The sequence below is a fragment of the Paenibacillus sp. MT86 genome, assembly GCF_058792535.1.
In genome coordinates, this window is sequence record NZ_CM179499.1 from 6680235 (window position 1) to 6697328 (window position 17094).

The 17094-nt window shown below is 54.3% G+C and carries 16 protein-coding genes; 4 read left to right on the plus strand and 12 right to left on the minus strand.

From position 1 onward, the window contains the following. Positions 1-152 precede the first annotated feature (152 nt). Positions 153-1622 carry an alpha-amylase gene (locus AC3RCL_RS30445; protein ID WP_192570317.1) on the plus strand — a complete coding sequence of 490 codons (1470 nt, stop codon included), beginning with the start codon at positions 153-155 and terminating at the stop codon, positions 1620-1622. 133 nt (positions 1623-1755) lie between these two features. Here the strand turns inward: AC3RCL_RS30445 and AC3RCL_RS30450 are convergent, their stop codons facing one another. Further along, the gene (locus AC3RCL_RS30450; RefSeq protein ID WP_192570316.1) at positions 1756-2655 is read right to left on the minus strand and encodes an ABC transporter permease subunit; all 900 of its coding nucleotides are present in this window, start codon (positions 2653-2655) and stop codon (positions 1756-1758) included. A gap of 19 nt (positions 2656-2674) precedes the next feature. Continuing rightward, positions 2675-3583 (minus strand): ABC transporter permease subunit, encoded by a 909-nt coding sequence (locus AC3RCL_RS30455; RefSeq protein WP_492533688.1) that lies wholly within the window; start codon positions 3581-3583, stop codon positions 2675-2677. A gap of 264 nt (positions 3584-3847) precedes the next feature. Here AC3RCL_RS30455 and AC3RCL_RS30460 point away from each other — a divergent pair, with 264 nt between their 5' ends. Then, positions 3848-4324, plus strand: coding sequence for a glutathione peroxidase (locus tag AC3RCL_RS30460; protein ID WP_009592987.1), 477 nt, complete (start codon positions 3848-3850; stop codon positions 4322-4324). 180 nt (positions 4325-4504) lie between these two features. Here the strand turns inward: AC3RCL_RS30460 and AC3RCL_RS30465 are convergent, their stop codons facing one another. After that, positions 4505-6481 (minus strand): glycoside hydrolase family 127 protein, encoded by a 1977-nt coding sequence (locus AC3RCL_RS30465; protein WP_492533690.1) that lies wholly within the window; start codon positions 6479-6481, stop codon positions 4505-4507. Positions 6482-6620: 139 nt separating this feature from the next. Here AC3RCL_RS30465 and AC3RCL_RS30470 point away from each other — a divergent pair, with 139 nt between their 5' ends. Then, positions 6621-7445, plus strand: coding sequence for a helix-turn-helix transcriptional regulator (locus tag AC3RCL_RS30470; protein WP_492533692.1), 825 nt, complete (start codon positions 6621-6623; stop codon positions 7443-7445). A 185-nt stretch (positions 7446-7630) separates the two neighbouring features. On the opposite strand, the gene AC3RCL_RS30475 is transcribed toward AC3RCL_RS30470, so the two are convergent. The 4 genes from AC3RCL_RS30475 to AC3RCL_RS30490 form a co-directional block, all read right to left on the minus strand. Beyond that, positions 7631-8032: a VOC family protein gene (locus tag AC3RCL_RS30475; RefSeq protein WP_009593028.1), complete on the minus strand. Its 402-nt coding sequence runs from the start codon at positions 8030-8032 to the stop codon at positions 7631-7633. 29 nt (positions 8033-8061) lie between these two features. Continuing rightward, on the minus strand, positions 8062-8559 hold the full coding sequence (locus AC3RCL_RS30480) for an SRPBCC family protein (protein ID WP_015737883.1): 498 nt from the start codon (positions 8557-8559) through the stop codon (positions 8062-8064). 98 nt (positions 8560-8657) lie between these two features. Beyond that, a complete protein-coding gene (locus tag AC3RCL_RS30485; RefSeq protein WP_192570313.1) occupies positions 8658-9002 on the minus strand; it encodes an ArsR/SmtB family transcription factor in 345 nt (114 codons plus the stop codon). 158 nt (positions 9003-9160) lie between these two features. Next, entirely contained in the window at positions 9161-9901 is a 741-nt protein-coding gene (locus tag AC3RCL_RS30490) for an HAD family hydrolase (RefSeq protein ID WP_096775753.1), read from the minus strand. A 219-nt stretch (positions 9902-10120) separates the two neighbouring features. On the opposite strand from AC3RCL_RS30490, the gene AC3RCL_RS30495 reads away from it, so the two are divergent. Beyond that, entirely contained in the window at positions 10121-11002 is an 882-nt protein-coding gene (locus AC3RCL_RS30495; protein ID WP_492533696.1) for a class I SAM-dependent methyltransferase, read from the plus strand. Positions 11003-11131: 129 nt separating this feature from the next. On the opposite strand, the gene AC3RCL_RS30500 is transcribed toward AC3RCL_RS30495, so the two are convergent. The 5 genes from AC3RCL_RS30500 to AC3RCL_RS30520 form a co-directional block, all read right to left on the minus strand. Beyond that, positions 11132-12166 (minus strand): CdaR family transcriptional regulator, encoded by a 1035-nt coding sequence (locus tag AC3RCL_RS30500; RefSeq protein ID WP_492533698.1) that lies wholly within the window; start codon positions 12164-12166, stop codon positions 11132-11134. A gap of 181 nt (positions 12167-12347) precedes the next feature. Next, positions 12348-13496, minus strand: a complete 1149-nt coding sequence (locus tag AC3RCL_RS30505) for a glycerate kinase family protein (protein ID WP_492533700.1) — start codon at positions 13494-13496, stop codon at positions 12348-12350. Positions 13497-13524: 28 nt separating this feature from the next. Continuing rightward, positions 13525-13695 (minus strand): hypothetical protein, encoded by a 171-nt coding sequence (locus tag AC3RCL_RS30510; protein ID WP_267132923.1) that lies wholly within the window; start codon positions 13693-13695, stop codon positions 13525-13527. Positions 13696-13903: 208 nt separating this feature from the next. Continuing rightward, the gene (locus AC3RCL_RS30515) at positions 13904-15442 is read right to left on the minus strand and encodes a solute symporter family protein (protein WP_492533702.1); all 1539 of its coding nucleotides are present in this window, start codon (positions 15440-15442) and stop codon (positions 13904-13906) included. A gap of 136 nt (positions 15443-15578) precedes the next feature. Continuing rightward, complete coding sequence (locus tag AC3RCL_RS30520) at positions 15579-17090, minus strand: solute symporter family protein (protein WP_009593011.1); 1512 nt, start codon at positions 17088-17090, stop codon at positions 15579-15581. Between the last annotated feature and the right edge of the window lie 4 nt (positions 17091-17094).

Below are 17094 nucleotides of genomic sequence, written 5' to 3' on the forward strand. Positions count from 1 at the left end.
GCCACCCCGTCTTTTTCTTTCCATTTTAGGGTAAAACTAAAAGAGCGGGGTTGTCCGATCTGGGGGGACGGTTTAGCTCCCCCGCTTTCTTGGGTATTTGAGCTTAGTATACAGTCATCATGCAGAGCGATCAGGATAGAGGAGATGGAAGTATGCAGCGAAATCATACGATTATGCAATTCTTCGAATGGCATGTGGCAGCCGACGGCTCCCACTGGAACCGGCTCAAGAACGCAGCGCCGGAGCTGAGCAAGGCAGGGATCGACGCGGTTTGGATTCCTCCGGTGACAAAGGCATCGTCCGCCGAGGACAATGGTTACGGCGTTTACGACCTGTATGATCTGGGAGAATTCGATCAGAAGGGAACGGTTCGCACGAAGTACGGAACCAAGCAGGAATTGACCGATGCCATCGCGGCCTGCCAGAAGAACGGGATCGCGGTTTATGTGGATCTGGTGATGAACCATAAGGCGGGCGCCGATGAGACCGAACGTTTCCGGGTGGTACAGGTCGACGAGATGGATCGGACCAAGGATATTTCGAAGCCGTTCGAGATCGAGGGATGGACCAAATTCACGTTCCCGGGCCGGGGGGACCAATACTCTGCCTTCCAATGGAACTTCACTCATTTCAACGGGACCGATTACGACGAAATCAACAAACGTTCCGGCATTTACCGCATCGTCGGCGAGAATAAATCGTGGAGCGACAAGGTGGACAATGAATTCGGCAATTACGACTACCTGATGTTTGCCAACATTGATTACAGCCATCCGGATGTGCGCAAGGAAATGATTGCATGGGGAAAATGGCTGGTGGATACGCTGCAATGCAGCGGATTCCGGCTGGATGCGATCAAGCACATCAATCATGACTTCATCAAAGAATTTGCGGCAGCCATGAAAAAAAAGCGCGGCGATGATTTTTACATCGTGGGGGAGTTCTGGAACCCCGAGCTTCAGGACTGCCGGAATTTCCTGGATACGGTGGATTATAAAATCGATCTGTTCGACGTGTCTCTTCACTATAAACTCCAAGCGGCTTCGAAAGCCGGCCGCTCCTTCGATCTGCGGACGATTTTCGACGATACGCTCGTGCAATCGCATCCGATGAATGCCGTCACGTTTGTGGACAATCACGACTCGCAGCCGCAGGAATCGTTGGAATCCTGGGTGGAGGATTGGTTCAAGCAGAGCGCTTATGCGTTGATCCTGCTGCGGAAGGACGGTTATCCTTCGGTCTTCTACGGCGATTATTACGGAATCGGCGGCGAGAACCCCATTCCCGGCAAACGGGAAGCGATTGATCCGTTGTTGTATGCCAGGGCGAATCGGGCGTACGGCGAGCAGGATGATTATTTTGACCACCCGAATACGATAGGCTGGGTCCGCCGCGGCATTCCGGAAATCGAATGTTCCGGCTGCGCGGTGGTCATCGCCAACGGCGAAGCCGGGGATAAGCGAATGTTTGTCGGCGAGCATCGCGCCGGAGAGGTATGGGTGGATCTGACCCGCACCCGGAAGGATCGCGTAACGATCGGCGAGGACGGCTTCGGCCTGTTCCCGGTGAACGGCGGCAGCGTGTCCGTCTGGGCTCACCCGGATATCCCCGTAGAAGCGTGACAAACCGCATTCGGCATGGACATAAAAAGACCGGAAGAAATCGGCTTCGGCAGAAGCTTGCCTCCTTATGGGAAGCACCTGCATAAGCTTTCATTCTTCCGGTTTTTTTGCGTTAACAGCCAGAGCCCCTCAATCAGCCCTTAACCTGAAAACGGCGGCGCAAACCCTCGCCTAACAGGTTGAACGTGATGATCAGCAGCATCATGGCAAACGCCGGATAGACCACGAATTGGAACTTCCCAAGCCAGATGTCTGCCCGATGCTTGGACAGAATGGTCGCCCAGTTATAACCCGTCTCCACGAATTCCATGACGTAATAATTAACTTCCTTCCATTCATGACCAAGGAAGATGTTCACGATCGCAAGCTGGCCGAGCAGGAGCATGACCTTTCCCATATCCAAACAGAAGTTGACGATCACTTCGGGGAACATGACCGGGATATAGTAATTCTTCGTCAGCGTCCTCGTGCGAAGACCTAACGCGGTTCCGGCCTCCATATAAGGCTCGCTTGCCATCTTGTGGGCCTGCTGCTGAATCGTGATGGCCACCCGCCCGGCTTCGACGCTAGCCAGAATCAGAATGGCCCAGCCCATCCGCTGCTGGGAGAAGAGAAAGAACGGAAGCGCAAGCAGCAGCGCGGATGCGAAGACCGGCGGCAAATAGGAGCATAACTGGTTCCAAAAGGTGATGAACCGGTGGGTGAACCCCTTTTTCTTGCGGGCAATCAATCCCAGGGGCACCCCGATCGCATATCGGACAGCCGTAATCGCGAGCACCAGCAGGATCGTATCCTTGGCGGTCACAACCAGCTTGCTCAGGTTATCGACCCCTCGCTTGTCCGATCCAAGCCAATTCTTCGAGGAAGGCTTATAGGGCGGCAGGGTCAGCTTCTGCTTCCCGTCCTTCATGACCCATCTGGAGGGTTCCTTCTTTAAATCCTTATCAATGAAGGGCATGTAAGGCCCCGCCAGCATAACGAAAACAAAGAAAGCAAGCAAAATACTGCCTATCCATAAAGGAAAGTTCTTCAAGACGACTCACCTCGTATCTTTATCGTGGATCAAAGTACTTGCGTGCCGAATGACTGATCCATTGGATGATCATGAACAGCACCATAAAGGAAAATGCGATATAAATAATGACACCCGGTTCATAATTGCCGCCGGTGCCGCTGAACGTATTGAAATCCAGTGCCAGAAACAATCTCCACGCCGCCCCTGGATAGTTGCGGTAATATTCCACCACGAGCAGGTTGGATAAGATGAAGACAAGCAGGCCCGGAAGATGGGTCAGGATGGTCGCGATGCCGTTGCGCAGCATATGTTTGTAGACAACCTTCCGGTCGCTCAGACCTTTGGCTTTAGCCAGCAGTATGTACATCTTGCCTTCCTGTGCGAGCAGCGAGGCCGACGTGATTCGGGCAATGAAGAAAATCGGGTAAATCGAGACAAGCAGCGAAGGCAGCACGAAGGCCTCCCAACCATCAACCGCAAAATAACGGATAGCCGGAACATGCTTAATAAGCACCCACTGGGCGATCAGCATCAGGAAAAAATCCGGAATGGACTGGAACAGCCATGTCGTCCAGTGCCCCAGCGCGCTAAATTTGGTCTTGGACAATTTGTAGTCCAGGACTCCCTTCAGAATGCCGAACACGAATCCTATGAATAAAGCGGATACAATAACGAGCAGGCTTTTGCCGACGGCTCCGAAAGCGGCCGCTTCCGAAGACTGGCCGTTATATCGCGATTCCCCCAGCGTACCGTTCTGAATCGCCGCTGCAAAATAATCCCGGATATGCGTTACATACTCACCCAGATCAAAGGAATAATTTGTCACCCATAAATTGCTGTCCAGCGACAGATTCAGATCCCTTGGAACCAGGACGATGAGGACGATGAACATAAAAGCCAGCAGGCTGGTCACCGTTGTTTTGAGCATTTGCGTTTTTAATCTCATACCGTCCTCCCACACATGATTTCAGTAGTACCCCTCTTGGTTCATTCGATTAAGCACTTATTCTACTACTATCATACATCTCCTAAATAAGTCCAGATGAAAATACAAAATTTTACTTTTGATATTTCCGCATCAGGTATTGAAATTCATATATCCATGTACCCGCTGGCATAAACCCTGGATGTCGCCCTATCAAATTGCAATCCGCCGTAAAAGGATATACTCTGAACTTAATACATCTCATTGGAGGAGGTTTCTACGGCGATGTCGATCTATGAATATGAAGTAAAAACGATACGCGGCGAATCCCAAACGCTGGAATCTTATAAAGGCGACGTCATGCTGATCGTCAATACGGCGACCAAATGCGGCTTTGCCCCTCAATTCGACGGTCTGGAGAAGCTGCACCAAACCTACCGCGACCAGGGATTGGCCGTTCTCGGCTTCCCCAGCAGCCAATTCATGAATCAAGAGCTGGAGGAGGATGCCGCGATCGAAGAGGCCTGCAAGCTTAATCACGGCGTCACCTTCCCGCTGTTTTCCAAGATCGATGTGAACGGCACGAACGCTCATCCGCTTTACAAATATCTGACCAGCGAAGCCCCCGGCGCACTGGGCATCAAGGCGATCAAATGGAACTTCACCAAATTTCTGGTGGACCGCAGCGGCAAGGTGATCAAGCGCTTTGCACCGACGGACACTCCGGAGAAGATGGAAGAGGATATCAAGAAGCTGTTGTAAACCGATGCAGGACAGGATCCATTCTCCGTTTGCTTGTCACCTAAAAAAGGGCTTGCCCGAGGTCCATCGACCTTGGGCAAGCCCTTTATGTTATGATGCTTGGCATCGTCATGGTTATGGTACGCAGCATTTTCCGGCTGTGTTTCCAATCTCTATCCGGATAGGCCGTCTGTACGATCTTTATACCGGGCGCGGCTGCTCGCGCACCCAGACGGCCATTTCATTCTCGCCGCGGTTGCCCCATAAATAATAGGGAATAGCCTTTAATGATGCGGGAAGCATCTTTTTGGGAGAAGAACGATACAACTGCTCATCGCCCCAATCGTCAGACTCTTCAAGCCACCCGGCTCCTTCAATGACAACCGCTCCGCCGAGAAGATTCGGATCAAATCGCGAACGAAGCTTCGGATCGCCCGCAAGCGATAGCGAGGATACAGGCACTCCATGATCGACGCTTTCCAGGCAGTATACGAGCGGCCCGCGCTGAATCGCGGCCTTGCCGGCATTCCCCCGTATATTCGGATTGGCTCTGACCTGATGGATCTCCATGGAGAATGCCAACTCCACGGTGTCTCCCGGCGCCCATACTCTCTTCACGCAGGCATAGCCGTCTTGAGTAATATCCTCCACGTTCATTTCTTGCCCGTTCACGCGCAAGCCGGCTTTGCCGCGCGACCAATCCGGAATGCGAAGGGCCACCGTCCACTCGACAGCCTGCTCAGGCTGAAGCGTAAGCGTAACGTCCCCGTCCCATGGCAGCGCGCTGTTCTGCATTACCTTCACAGGCACGTCCCCGAACCGCACCTCCGCTTCGCCGCCGATGTACAGATGGGCATACAGCGTATCGTCATTCATCGTATACACGTATTCGCCCAGCGATGACAGAAGCCTTGCCACGTTCGGCGGGCAGCAGGCGCAGGCGAACCATCCCGGCCGAACCGGCTTCACATGAGCCTTGCCCGGATTATGGCTGCAGGCCGCAGGCCATACCTCAAGCGGGTTTACATAGAAGAAATGCCGCCCGTCCTGAGCCATGCTGCCAATGACCGTATTAAACAGCGCGCGCTCCATCACGTCCGCATACTCGGATTTAGGTGCCAGCTGGAGCATACGTTGGGCAAAAAAGATCAAGCCGATGGATGCACAGGTCTCGGAATACACGGTATCATTCGGCAGATCGTAATCCGTCGTAAACGCCTCGCCGTGATGAGTGGACCCGATCCCTCCGGTAATGTACATCTGTTTATGGACCATGTTGCGCCACAAGGCATCGCAAGCCTCAAGCAGAGCCGGGTCCTTCGTTCTGGCGGCCAGATCCGCCATCGCCGTGTACATATATACGGCCCGGACCGAGTGCCCGACGGCCTCCTTCTGCTCCCTAACGGGCAGATGGCTCTGATGATAAGCCAAATGCGGGGCGTGCAGCACCGAACGATAGAAGGATTTCTTCCCGCGCTGTTCCCACTCCTGAAGGAAGAAGTGGGGTTCCGTCCCGCGCTCATCGATGAAATATTGGCTCAGGCTCAAATATCTCGGCTCTTGAGTCACCTCATACAATTTCACCAGGGCCAGCTCAATCTCCTGATGGCCGTCAAACCCATGGATTTTCCCATCCTCCGGTCCAAAAACGCTATCGATATGATCCGCCAAGCGGCATACCACATCCAGTAGCTTCCGCTTTCCCGTCGCCCTGTAGTGAGCAACTCCGGCTTCAATCATATGACCGGCGCAGTACAGCTCATGGCAGTCCGTCAGATTGGTCCAGCGTTTCTCCGGCTCCTTCACCGTAAAATACGTATTCAGATAGCCATCCGGCTGCTGGGCGTCGGCAACCAGATCAATTAGCTCATCCACCTGTTCTTCCAGCTTCGGATCCCGATGAGTGGCCAGCGAATAAGCCGCAGCCTCAAGCCATTTGGCGACATCGCTGTCCTGAAACACCATGCCCCCGTATTCACCCTCGTCCCTGCCGGCAGCGATGCGAAAATTGGATACGCCATGGCTCGGCTCAATGCCCGGAATTCGATCATGGAGGGCCTCGTATTGGTAGGGAATCACCACTTCCCTTACCAGTTCTATGTAACTCGACCAGAAGGGGTCGGTCAGTTTCACTTGCTTAAGAGGCACGGCAGCTGAACGCGTAGTAAGAGTCATCATCTCGGATATACACTCCTTTTGGGGTTCGAATAGGATAAAGCCTCGACACTTCCCATTCTACGATCTATGATAGGATGAAAACGATAACAGAATCGACCTAATTTCTTATACGATTTCACACTTCCTTGGAGGTGTTACCATGTCGGAACAAAGCGTGCTTTCCTTCACCTCTCTGCCGCTGCCCTACTTCCTTGAATCCGGTAAAACGCACTACATGCCGGGCGAATCGCATCCGAACCGGAGAAACCTTGGCGTCTTCGACCTCATCCTCGTTCAACGCGGCTGCTTGTTTCTGGGCGAGGAGAACCTGCATTGGGCACTACGTGCCGGGGATATGGCCGTATTGATGCCGGACGCGCACCACTACGCTGTGCAAGAGTGCCGGGAGGAAACCTCCTTTTATTGGCTGCATTTTCAATCGGCGGCAACGAGCACAACCGATCATGCGTCGATCTCACACAATATCAAGCTGCCCAGGCAAGGCCATATCCCTTATCCGGAGCAAGCCTATCAGCTGTTCGATTCCTTGCACCTTCAGGCTACGGAGCCGAGATCTGCGGCGTTTTGGCGCGAACAGACCCTGTTTATCGAGCTGCTGGAGCTGCTGGATCCGTCGCGGTCCGATCAGGAGCAATCGCGGGTGCGCAAAGTCGCGGAGCAGGTGGAATCCTATATCAAAATGCATTACCGCGAGCCCATCAGCAACGCACGTTTATCGTCTGACCTGCATTTCCACTACAATTACCTGACGCGCTGCATGAAGGCCTCGCACGGCTTGACGCCAACGGAATACCTGCTGCAGTACCGCCTGGACCAGGCGAAGCGGCTGCTACTGACTACCCAGTGGTCCATGGCCCGGATCGCGGAGCATGTGGGATTTCAATACCCGCCCTATTTCTCCCGCCGCTTCTCCGCCCGTTTCGGCCTGTCGCCGCTGCAATTCCGAAAGCAGTACACGGAATAAGCAGCATACGCAGCGGCATGGGATTTGCGGCTGCGCATTGCTATATTCTTCCGTTGGGCATGCGGTGAGGGACAGCACGGCTCTTGATCGAGAGCATCAAGTTGCGCAATGCCTTCCTTGCAGCGCAGCGCAAAAAGGGACAGGCCCCTTCCGGGCCCGTCCCAAGATTAATCAACTGCTCAAGGCTACGCTTCGCTTGGCAGATTAAGCTGCCAGGATACGCCGAACTTGTCCGCGATCCAGCCGAACTTTTGGCTGAATCCATAGTTATCCAGCGGCATCATCGCACCTCCGCCATCGATCAAAGCACCGTACACCTTCTCGATCTCGGCTTCGGATTCGCAAGTCAGATAGATGGAGAAGGAAGGCGTGAACGTAAACTCATGCTTCACGTTGCTGTCGATGCACATAAACGTTTGTCCCTTCAACGAAAAGGCCGCATGCATGACGCTTCCCTCGGCTCCCGGCTGATTGGGTCCATAACGGGTAATGCTGATGATTTCGGAATCCTCAATAATGGAAATGTAATGGTTCATAGCTTCTTCCGCGTTGCCCTGAAACATTAAAAACGGGGTCACACTCTTCATCGATAACACACGCTCCCTTATTCATCGGTTTAAGATGGGTAGTTTATCGTTCCTGTCTCTAACAGCTGCTTCAGCCCCTCAAACATATAACCCCAGCCATGCTCGGTTTGGTCATGGTATTCGGTCAGCGCTTTTTCAATATCCTCTGCGGTCCAGTCTTCCTCATGAGGGACAACGATCTCCTGGGAGAACGTCATTTCGCATCCCGCGTCTACGGCTTTGAACTCCACCGTAATGCGGTCCACGGTGTCGCTGAACTGGGGCATCTTGAAGGTGAGCACCAGCTTACGCGGCCGGTCTATGACCAGATACTCTCCAATGGCCCGGTACTCCTTGCCTTCCCTCACGTCAACAATCTCCCAGCTTCCGCCCACGCGCGGATCGTTGCGGGCGATTTTGTTCGTTGTTTCCATCGTAAACAACCATTTCCTCATCATGTCGGGATTTAACCAGGCATCAAATACTCTTTCCGGCGCTGCCTCAAATTGGCGTTTCATGATCAGCGTGGTAGTGGAGGCGTTATCCAATGTTAATCATCCTTCTCTTATCAAAAGTGGTATTGCGTCTATTTCCCTACGTTACTCATCGTTGTCCAGAATGTTCAGCGGTATTCCTAAGGATTCTTCTAGTGCTCCTCCCTCTTCGCTTTGTTCAGCTCGCGTTCAAGCGCATCAAATTGCCGGTCCCAGAATCGTTCGTAGAATTGCAGCCATTCCATCGCTCTTGACATGACGTTCGGATTCAGACGACAGGTATGCGTCCGTCCATGGATGGACCGTTCGAGCAGGCCGGAGCGCTCCAGTACCTTGATATGCTTGGAGGCTGCCGCAAGCGACATGTCAAACGGTTCAGCCAGCTCAGATACCGTCCGTTCCTGCGATGCGATCATGCGCACCATCTCTCTTCGGGTCGGGTCAGCCAGAGCATGGAAGATGTGATCCAGTTGTTCTTCATTATTTTGTTCAACCATATGGTTAACTATAATGGGCGAATTTCATAAAGTCAACCATTCAGTTGAATATAGAACAAAAAAAGCCAAGCCCTTCGTTTAAAGAGCCTGACCATAGCCTTTCGAACAATGCGGCAGCAGCCCGCTTGGGCAGCGGATCAGGGGGACCGCCCATATTGTTATCCGATAATCTCTTCCAGCAGCCGCTCGAGCTCTTCGTAACTCGCAACGGTATGCTGCGGCCGATGCTCCGATTCCGGCCCGACGCTCCGGTGATTGAACCAAATTACATGCCAGCCCGCAGCCAGGGCTCCGACCACGTCATTGCGCCATGAGTCCCCGACGTAATAAGAGTTCTCCGGCTTCGTCCCGGTCTGCCTGTTCACATGGTGGAAGATCCGCGGATCGGGCTTGTCCCAGCCGACGGCACCGGATACGAATAGCCGATCCTCCGGTATCAGGCCGCCCAGCTTCATCGCCGCGATTTTGTTCATCTGGTGTTCGGCCGGTCCATTGGTAATCAAGCCTACGACATGCCCGGCATCCGCCAGTTTCATCAGAAGCTCCCGGGCGCCCTCAAACATCGTGATGTTATACTGCAGGTCCAGATACGTCTGCTGTACCGCTTCGGCCTCCTCAAGAGTCAGTCGCACGCCGAATTCGGCCAACGCTAACTGAAACCGGCGTCTGCGCATATCCTCGACCGCATCCCCGTAAGCTGCCGTTCCGGCTCCTCCCAGCTCGACGGACAGCTTGTCGCTGTAATAGCGCATCCGATGGTAGGCGGCTTCATAAGGAAACGCCTCATCGGGATTGGCAATCTCCTGCACGGCCTCGCGAAAAGGCGCCAGATGGTCATACAATGTATCGTCCACATCGAAGAAAATCCCCTTCGTTGCTGTTGGTGTCTTCATGTTCATCCCTCTTCCTCATTCGATTCCTCTATTGTACCCGCATCGGCACTACCCGGGTCAAGCCCGTCTGTTAATAAGTTCCTTTCCTATGATATGATGGCATTACAGCGGCAGAAAACGGCGATTGGAGCCTTCGTCCATAATTGCGCAAGCCAAGAAAGCACCTTTTGTTATGCCTGATGCCTAATGCCTGATTCATGTACCCGGATAAGGAGATGAGTAACGATGACCAAGGATATGACCGAAGTGTGGAGCAAGGATTTTGTTCCCGAGGGAAACCGTGCCAGCAACGTGGATCGTTTTACCGGCTTTGAGGATACCTACGACCAGCATCGCCCCGAAGCCCCCCAGGAGGTTGTCGCCCTGCTGACAGGCTATTTGGAACGCAAGCCCTCTGTCGTCGTCGACTTGGGATGCGGAACGGGGCTTTCCTCCTTTGCATGGAAAGACGCGGCGGATCAAGTCATCGGGGTTGAGCCGAATGATGATATGCGCGGCAAAGCCGTCGCCAAATTGCAAACGCTGGAACAGGAAGCACGCAGCAGCGGCACGGATATCGCCGACATCAAGTTCGTCTCCGGCTATTCCAACCAATTGGCGCTGAAGGATCAGTCCGCCGACATCATCACCTGTTCCCAATCCTTTCACTGGATGGACCCGGCCAGCACATTGAAGGAGGTTTCCCGCGTTCTGCGTGACGAAGGGATATTCGCGGTATATGATTGCGATTGGCCGCCGAGCCTGACCTGGAAGGTGGAGCAAGCCTACCATGAGCTGATTGAACGGGCAGAGGCCATCATCGACGACCATGTGGAGCCTCAGGAGCAGGCCTATAAAGGAAATAAGAACGAGCATCTGAAGCATATCCGGGAAAGCGGACTGTTCCGGTTCTCCAAAGAGATCGTGTTCCACCATATGGAGCCGTTCACCGCCGACCGGTATACCGGCCTTGCCGTCAGCCAAGGCGGCATCCAGACCGTATTCAAGCTGAAACCAAACGAATTGAACGACAACATCGCGCAGTTCCATGCGCTGGTCGAGGAGCATTTCCAGGGGCGGTCGCTTCCCGTGATGCTCAGCTACCGCATGCGGCTTGGCATTAAATAAACAGAAGGGGCAGCCCAAGGTCTCTCGACGCTTGGAACTGCCCTTTTGAACGTGAAGAACGAAGAATGCGGGGTGGTAATCATCCACAAAAGATTATGGAGATAAAAGCCGCCCATGCTTGAGCGGCCATCACCTTCTCCACATCAACCCGCACAGCAATTCAAACAAATCCAGCACATGGCGCGGATTTTTGCCAGTCAGCTGCTTGATCCGGTTTAAGCGGTAGTTCAAGGTGTTCCGGTGAATGTTGAGTCTTTTGACCGTGCTGTTATGATCACCGTTCTCGGCAATGTAGACCTGAAGCGTCTCTATCAGATCCAGCTTGTCTCCGCCCTGCTCCAGCAACGGATACAGCGAGGCATGAGCATCATCCGAAGTATGGGACAGTCCGATCAGAAACCTTAAATCCTTATAAAAATTCACCTTGCGATGGGGATCGATGTTCATTCCCAGCTCCAGGGCGGATACCGCCTGCTCCAGCGAGGTAGAAGCGAGCTCCTCCTGCTCCCCGATCCCCATGCGAAGGACTTCGTCCAGGTCGATCAGCCTGTCCAGAAGACTCCCGAATCTTAAGACATCCGTCACGAAAAATACGGTTTTATCATTCTCCAAGTTCCAGCTTTGGGGGTACACTTGCTGCAAATGGCGGAACGCCTTCTCGCCCATCGAGCTCTGCACTAACAGCACCCGGCATTTGCGCGTCAGGTCAAGCCCATAGGCTTCAGCACGCTCCATAAAAGGCTCATCATAAGGAGCCTTGCGATAGGATAGCTCATGATAGAACTTCTCCCGGTTTTGACGTTGGTTTAACATCGCCTTGTTCTGACGCTCCTGCTCGATCAATAACACAACGGTCACCTGGAGCAAATTGCTGAGCGGTCTCACCTCATCCGGATGACCTGTAATACCAACAACGCCGATCACCTCATCATCCACCACAATGGGTTCGTTCACACCGGGCTTCATGCCGCCGCCGGCTTCATAAACCTCATAGATCCGTCCGGTTTGTATGGCTTTCTGTGCACCTGTATGCAGCGTGCCGATCCGCGCGGGGTCCCCGCTGCCCATAATGATTCCGTTCTCATCCATCACGTTAATGTTGTAAGGAATGACGCGCATCATTTCTCTTGCGATATTTTCCGCCAAAGGTCGTGATAGTTTCATGCATGATGCCCCTCCTAACATGCCTGTCATGTGTTACCAATATGATGACATTGTAGACTCCATAGGAAAAAAATCTTTTCCTAGTGTGCACATCCGGCTGCCGATCCATATCCCGCCCGCAGAGAAAAAAGAAGCCGCCCCCGGCAGGTCAGCTCCCTTGCATCCTCTTTAAGGGGTATGATTACTTGTTCAAAGAAGCCATGAGACGGACGATATTCTCGGATGTTCTCTCCACGTTCTGCACGCCGTTCGCCAGCGCCTCCGACAGCGTGGCAGCACCCGGCAAGATGCCGAAAATCGCGTCCATCCCTTGATCATACAGCACATCGATCCCGTCACCAACCCGGCCGGCCAGAGCAACGACAGGCTTGCCATGCTTCTTCGCCACTCTCGCGACACCGAACGGAGTTTTGCCATACTGCGTCTGGAAGTCCATCCCGCCTTCGCCGATCCATACCATATCCGCCTGGCGCACTTTCTCTTCAAGTCCCGTATAGTCAACGACCATATCGATCCCTTTCTTCAGCGTCCCGTTCAGGAAGACCATCAGCCCGCCGCCAAGACCACCGGCCGCGCCAGCGCCTGGATAGTCTATGATATCCTTGCCCAGCTGCTGCTTCATTACCCCGGCGTAATGCCGGAGATTTCTGTCCAGCTGCTCGATCATCTCCGGCGTAGCTCCCTTCTGCGGTCCGAATACATGAGAGGCTCCCGTTTCGCCGCAGAGCGGGTTGGTCACGTCGCAGGCCACTTCGACCTCGACATCCTGAAGCCGCGGATCAAAGCCGCTTAAGTCCAAGCGCGCAAGACGACCCAGCTCCCCTCCGCCAAGAGCAAGCTCCTTCCCTTCCGCATCCAGCAGCTTGCCGCCTAGCGCCTGAACCACCCCGGCACCGCCGTCATTCGTCGCGCTGCCGCCGATCCCGATCAGCAGCCGGCTTACGCCGTGGTCAAGGCAAGCCTTGATCAGCTCGCCCGTCCCGTAGGTGGTGGTCACCAGCGGATTCCGCTGTGCGATCGGGACCAGATGAATTCCGCTGGCGCTGGCCATTTCCAGTACCCCGGTGCTGCCATCGCCTGAAATGCCGTAGGATGCCTCCACCTGATCACCCAACGGACCCGTCACGGTGACGGTATGGATCGTACCGCCCGTAGCATCCACAAGGGATTGCATCGTACCTTCACCGCCGTCAGCCATGGGCACATGGATACACGTCACATTCGGGTTTCCCTTCTTGATGCCGCGTTCCATCGCTTCGCAGACTTCCTTTGCGGTCATGCTCTCTTTGAATGAATCGGGCGCGAGTACTATAACATAATCCTGCTTCATGGTTATCCCCTGCCTATCCTTATATATTTCACTCCACAGTACGATCTCTTAAAAGATCAATGGTAGCTCCGCCCAGCAGGCCTCCAATGACAGCGCCTCCAAACAAGGCATAGACCGGGTTCACCTTTCTAAAAATCAAGACAATGGCGATAATCAGTCCGGCAACGGCTCCGCCCCAATGTATAACTGTCCCATCCATGTTGTGAATGCCTCCTTAAGCAATATAGCTTGTGAACAATGATGTAATCATGCCTTATGAAACTATGATTGCGCTTACGGGATACAGTATAACCGGAATGTCGCGTTCAATCCTATTGACGCCATAACGGTATTTATTGTGCACATGCACAATGAACGGTACAGGGAAACGATCGTGGCCCAAACTAAAATTCATATGCAATTAGCAGTTATCCCCATTCGCGGGAACGGTTTTCACCCGGCGCGACATGGGCAACGGCCTGCATATGCTCGAAATGGCCGCTCGAACCCCGTTTACGCGATAGCAGGGTGCCGACGATGCCGCCGGCGAACCCGATCGGAATGGAGACGATGCCCGGATGCTTAAGCGGGAAGATCGCTTCCGCCCGAATCCAGCCTGCCACTGGGTCCATTACATTGGGCCCGACAGCCATGAGCAGCAAAGAAGACGAGAGGCCGGCCGTAATGCTCGATATGGCGCCTTGCGTATTAAATTTCCGCCAAAATAGCGTGAACAGCAGCACCGGCAGGTTAGCCGAGGCGGCAACCGCGAAAGCAAACGACACGAGGAACGCCACGTTTAGCGTCTGTGCCCCGAGCGCTAGCACGATCGAAGCCGCGCCAACGACGATGGCCGAAAGCTTGGCCACCCTCATCTGCTGCGCCTCGGTCGCCCGTCCGCTGCGGAAGATGCTGCTGTAGACGTCATGGGCAAACGCCGAGGAGGCCGTGAGGACAAGCCCGGAGATCACGGCCAGTATCGTTGCGAAGGCAACGGCGGATACAAAGGCCATTAAGAATTCGCCGCCCAGCTCGCTTGCGAGCAGCGGGGCCGCCAGCTCCACCCGGTCGGACAATATGGACCAATCTACGAAGGCAGCCGCTCCAAAGCCAAGAAAAATCGTCATGGCGTAAAAGACGCCGATCGTAAACGTCGCCGTTCTGACCGAAGCACGGACCGTACGCGGGTCCCTGACCGTGTAAAAGCGCGCAATAATATGCGGCAGTCCCGCTGTCCCTAACACCAGCGCCATATTAAACGACAGCATGTCCAGCGGGTGGTCAAACATGTTGCCCGCCATCAGAAAACGCTCCTGTAATGGGGTCGCCCTCTTCATGGATTCGAATAAACCGAGCAGATCCCAATCGAACCTTGCCAGCACGATGAGGCTCACGATAAAGGTGCTGCTCACCAGCAAAATGGATTTGACGATCTGCACCCAGGAAGTCGCGAGCATGCCGCCAAACGTGACGTAGACGGTCATTAAGCCGCCGACCAGCAAGATGGCGAGCGACGTCTCCAGCCCGAACAGCAAATGGACGAGCCACCCGGCGCCGACGAGCTGGGCGATCATATAGAAGACGGTGATCATCATGTTATTGACGGCGATGCATCCGCGCAGCCGTTTCTCGCCGAACCGGACCGCCACCGCATCCGCCATCGTATACCTGCCCAGGTTATGAAGGGGCTCGGCTATGATGTACTGCACGATCACATAGGAGGCAAGGAAGCCGATCGAATAGAAAAAGCCGTCGAAGCCGTACACCGCAATGGAGCCCGCGATGCCAAGGAAGGACGCCGCGCTCATATAGTCGCCGGAAATGGCCAGGCCGTTCTGCAGCCCGCTGAGACGGTTGCCTGCGGCATAGAAATCGTTCGTGCTTGTTGTCCGCCTGGCGGCATAATACGTAATCATTAACGTGCCGACCACAATCGCCAGAAAAAAAACGATGCCGGATATGTTCACTTGCCTGCCTCCTTCCGCCATGGCCCCAAAATGTTGTTGCTTTTTATTTTACGATAGAATGGCAAAAAAAGGGCGACTCCCTTCGCTGTTAACCAGCGGAGTACACCCTTTTTTCCATAAGAAGCCGTTGTTGGGTTTACGCGCCCGTATTCGCTTTAACCAACACTTCGGCATACTTCGCCTCATCCTTGGAAGAGGAGAGCAGCGTGCCGACATAGGCTGCCAGGAAGCCAAGCGGAATGGAGACAATGCCCGGGTTGCTCATCGGGAAGATCGGATCGCCTACCAAAATCGCTTTGCCGGCCGGATCCCATATATTCGGGCTAAGGGCCACGAGAATCACGGTGCTGATCAAACCCGTCAGCATCCCTGTGACCGCGCCCGTCGTATTAAATCTCTTCCAGAACACGGTGAAGAGAATGACCGGCAAATTCGCGCTGGCTGCAACGGCGAAGGCCAACGAGACCAGAAACGCCACGTTCATCTTCTGGGCGAACAACGCAAGCAGGATCGAGACGACGGATACGCCGATCGAAGCGTAGCGCGCCATCTTCAGCTGCTCCTTCTCGGACGATTCGCCGCGGCGCACGATTTGGCCGTAGAAATCATGGGCGAAGGCCGATGCCGCGGACAGCACAAGCCCCGTCACTACCGCGAGGATCGTCGCGAAGGCAACCGCCGAGATGAGGGCAAACAGGAAGTCGCCGCCGATCGCTTTGGCCAGGAGCGGCGCTGCCATGTTGCCCGCTTTATCGACCTCGGTAATATCGGCCGCGCCTACGAAAGCGGCTGCCCCGAATCCGAGAAAGATCGTCATGACATAGAAGATGCCGATAATCCAGGTGGCGTACACCACGGAGCTGCGCGCCGTCTTGGCGTCCTTAACGGTAAAGAAACGGGTCAAAATATGCGGCAGACCTGCCGTGCCGAGTACCAGGGCAAGGTTGAGGGACAGCGTCTCGAGCGGGATTTTGTATTTATTCCCCGGGTTCAGGAAGGCCTCCTGCAGCGGGGTGGCCGTCTTCATATGGTGGAACATCTGGGTCAGGCTGAAATCGAATTTGGCGAATACGATCAGCGAGATGATGAACGTGCCGGCCATGAGCAGCACGGCTTTCGAGATTTGAACCCAGCTTGTCGCATGCATACCCCCGAAAACAACGTAGATGGTCATGAGCACGCCCACAATCAATACGGACGTGACATAGTCCAGGCCTAGCAACAGCTTAATCAGCGCACCCGCCCCAACCAGCTGCGCGATCATGTAGAAGATGGAGATGGAGATCGTGTTCAGCGCCGCCACGCCCCGCACCTTCTTGTCGGAGAAACGGGCGGCAATCATGTCCGCCACCGTATACTTGCCGAGGTTCCGCAGCGGCTCGGCGACAAGGTAGAGCACCACCAGGTAAGCCACGAGGAACCCGATGCTGTAGAAGAAGCCGTCAAAGCCGACTAACGCGATCGAGCCTGCGATCCCGAGGAAGGAGGCCGCAGACATATAGTCGCCGGCAATGGCTGTCCCGTTCTGCCAGCCCTTGAGTCCTCCGCCTGCCGTATAGAAATCGCTCGTGTTGGTCGTTTTCTTGGCAGCGTAATACGTAATGATCAGCGTAAGCAGTACAATTCCGCAAAACAACGCAATGGCCATGTCG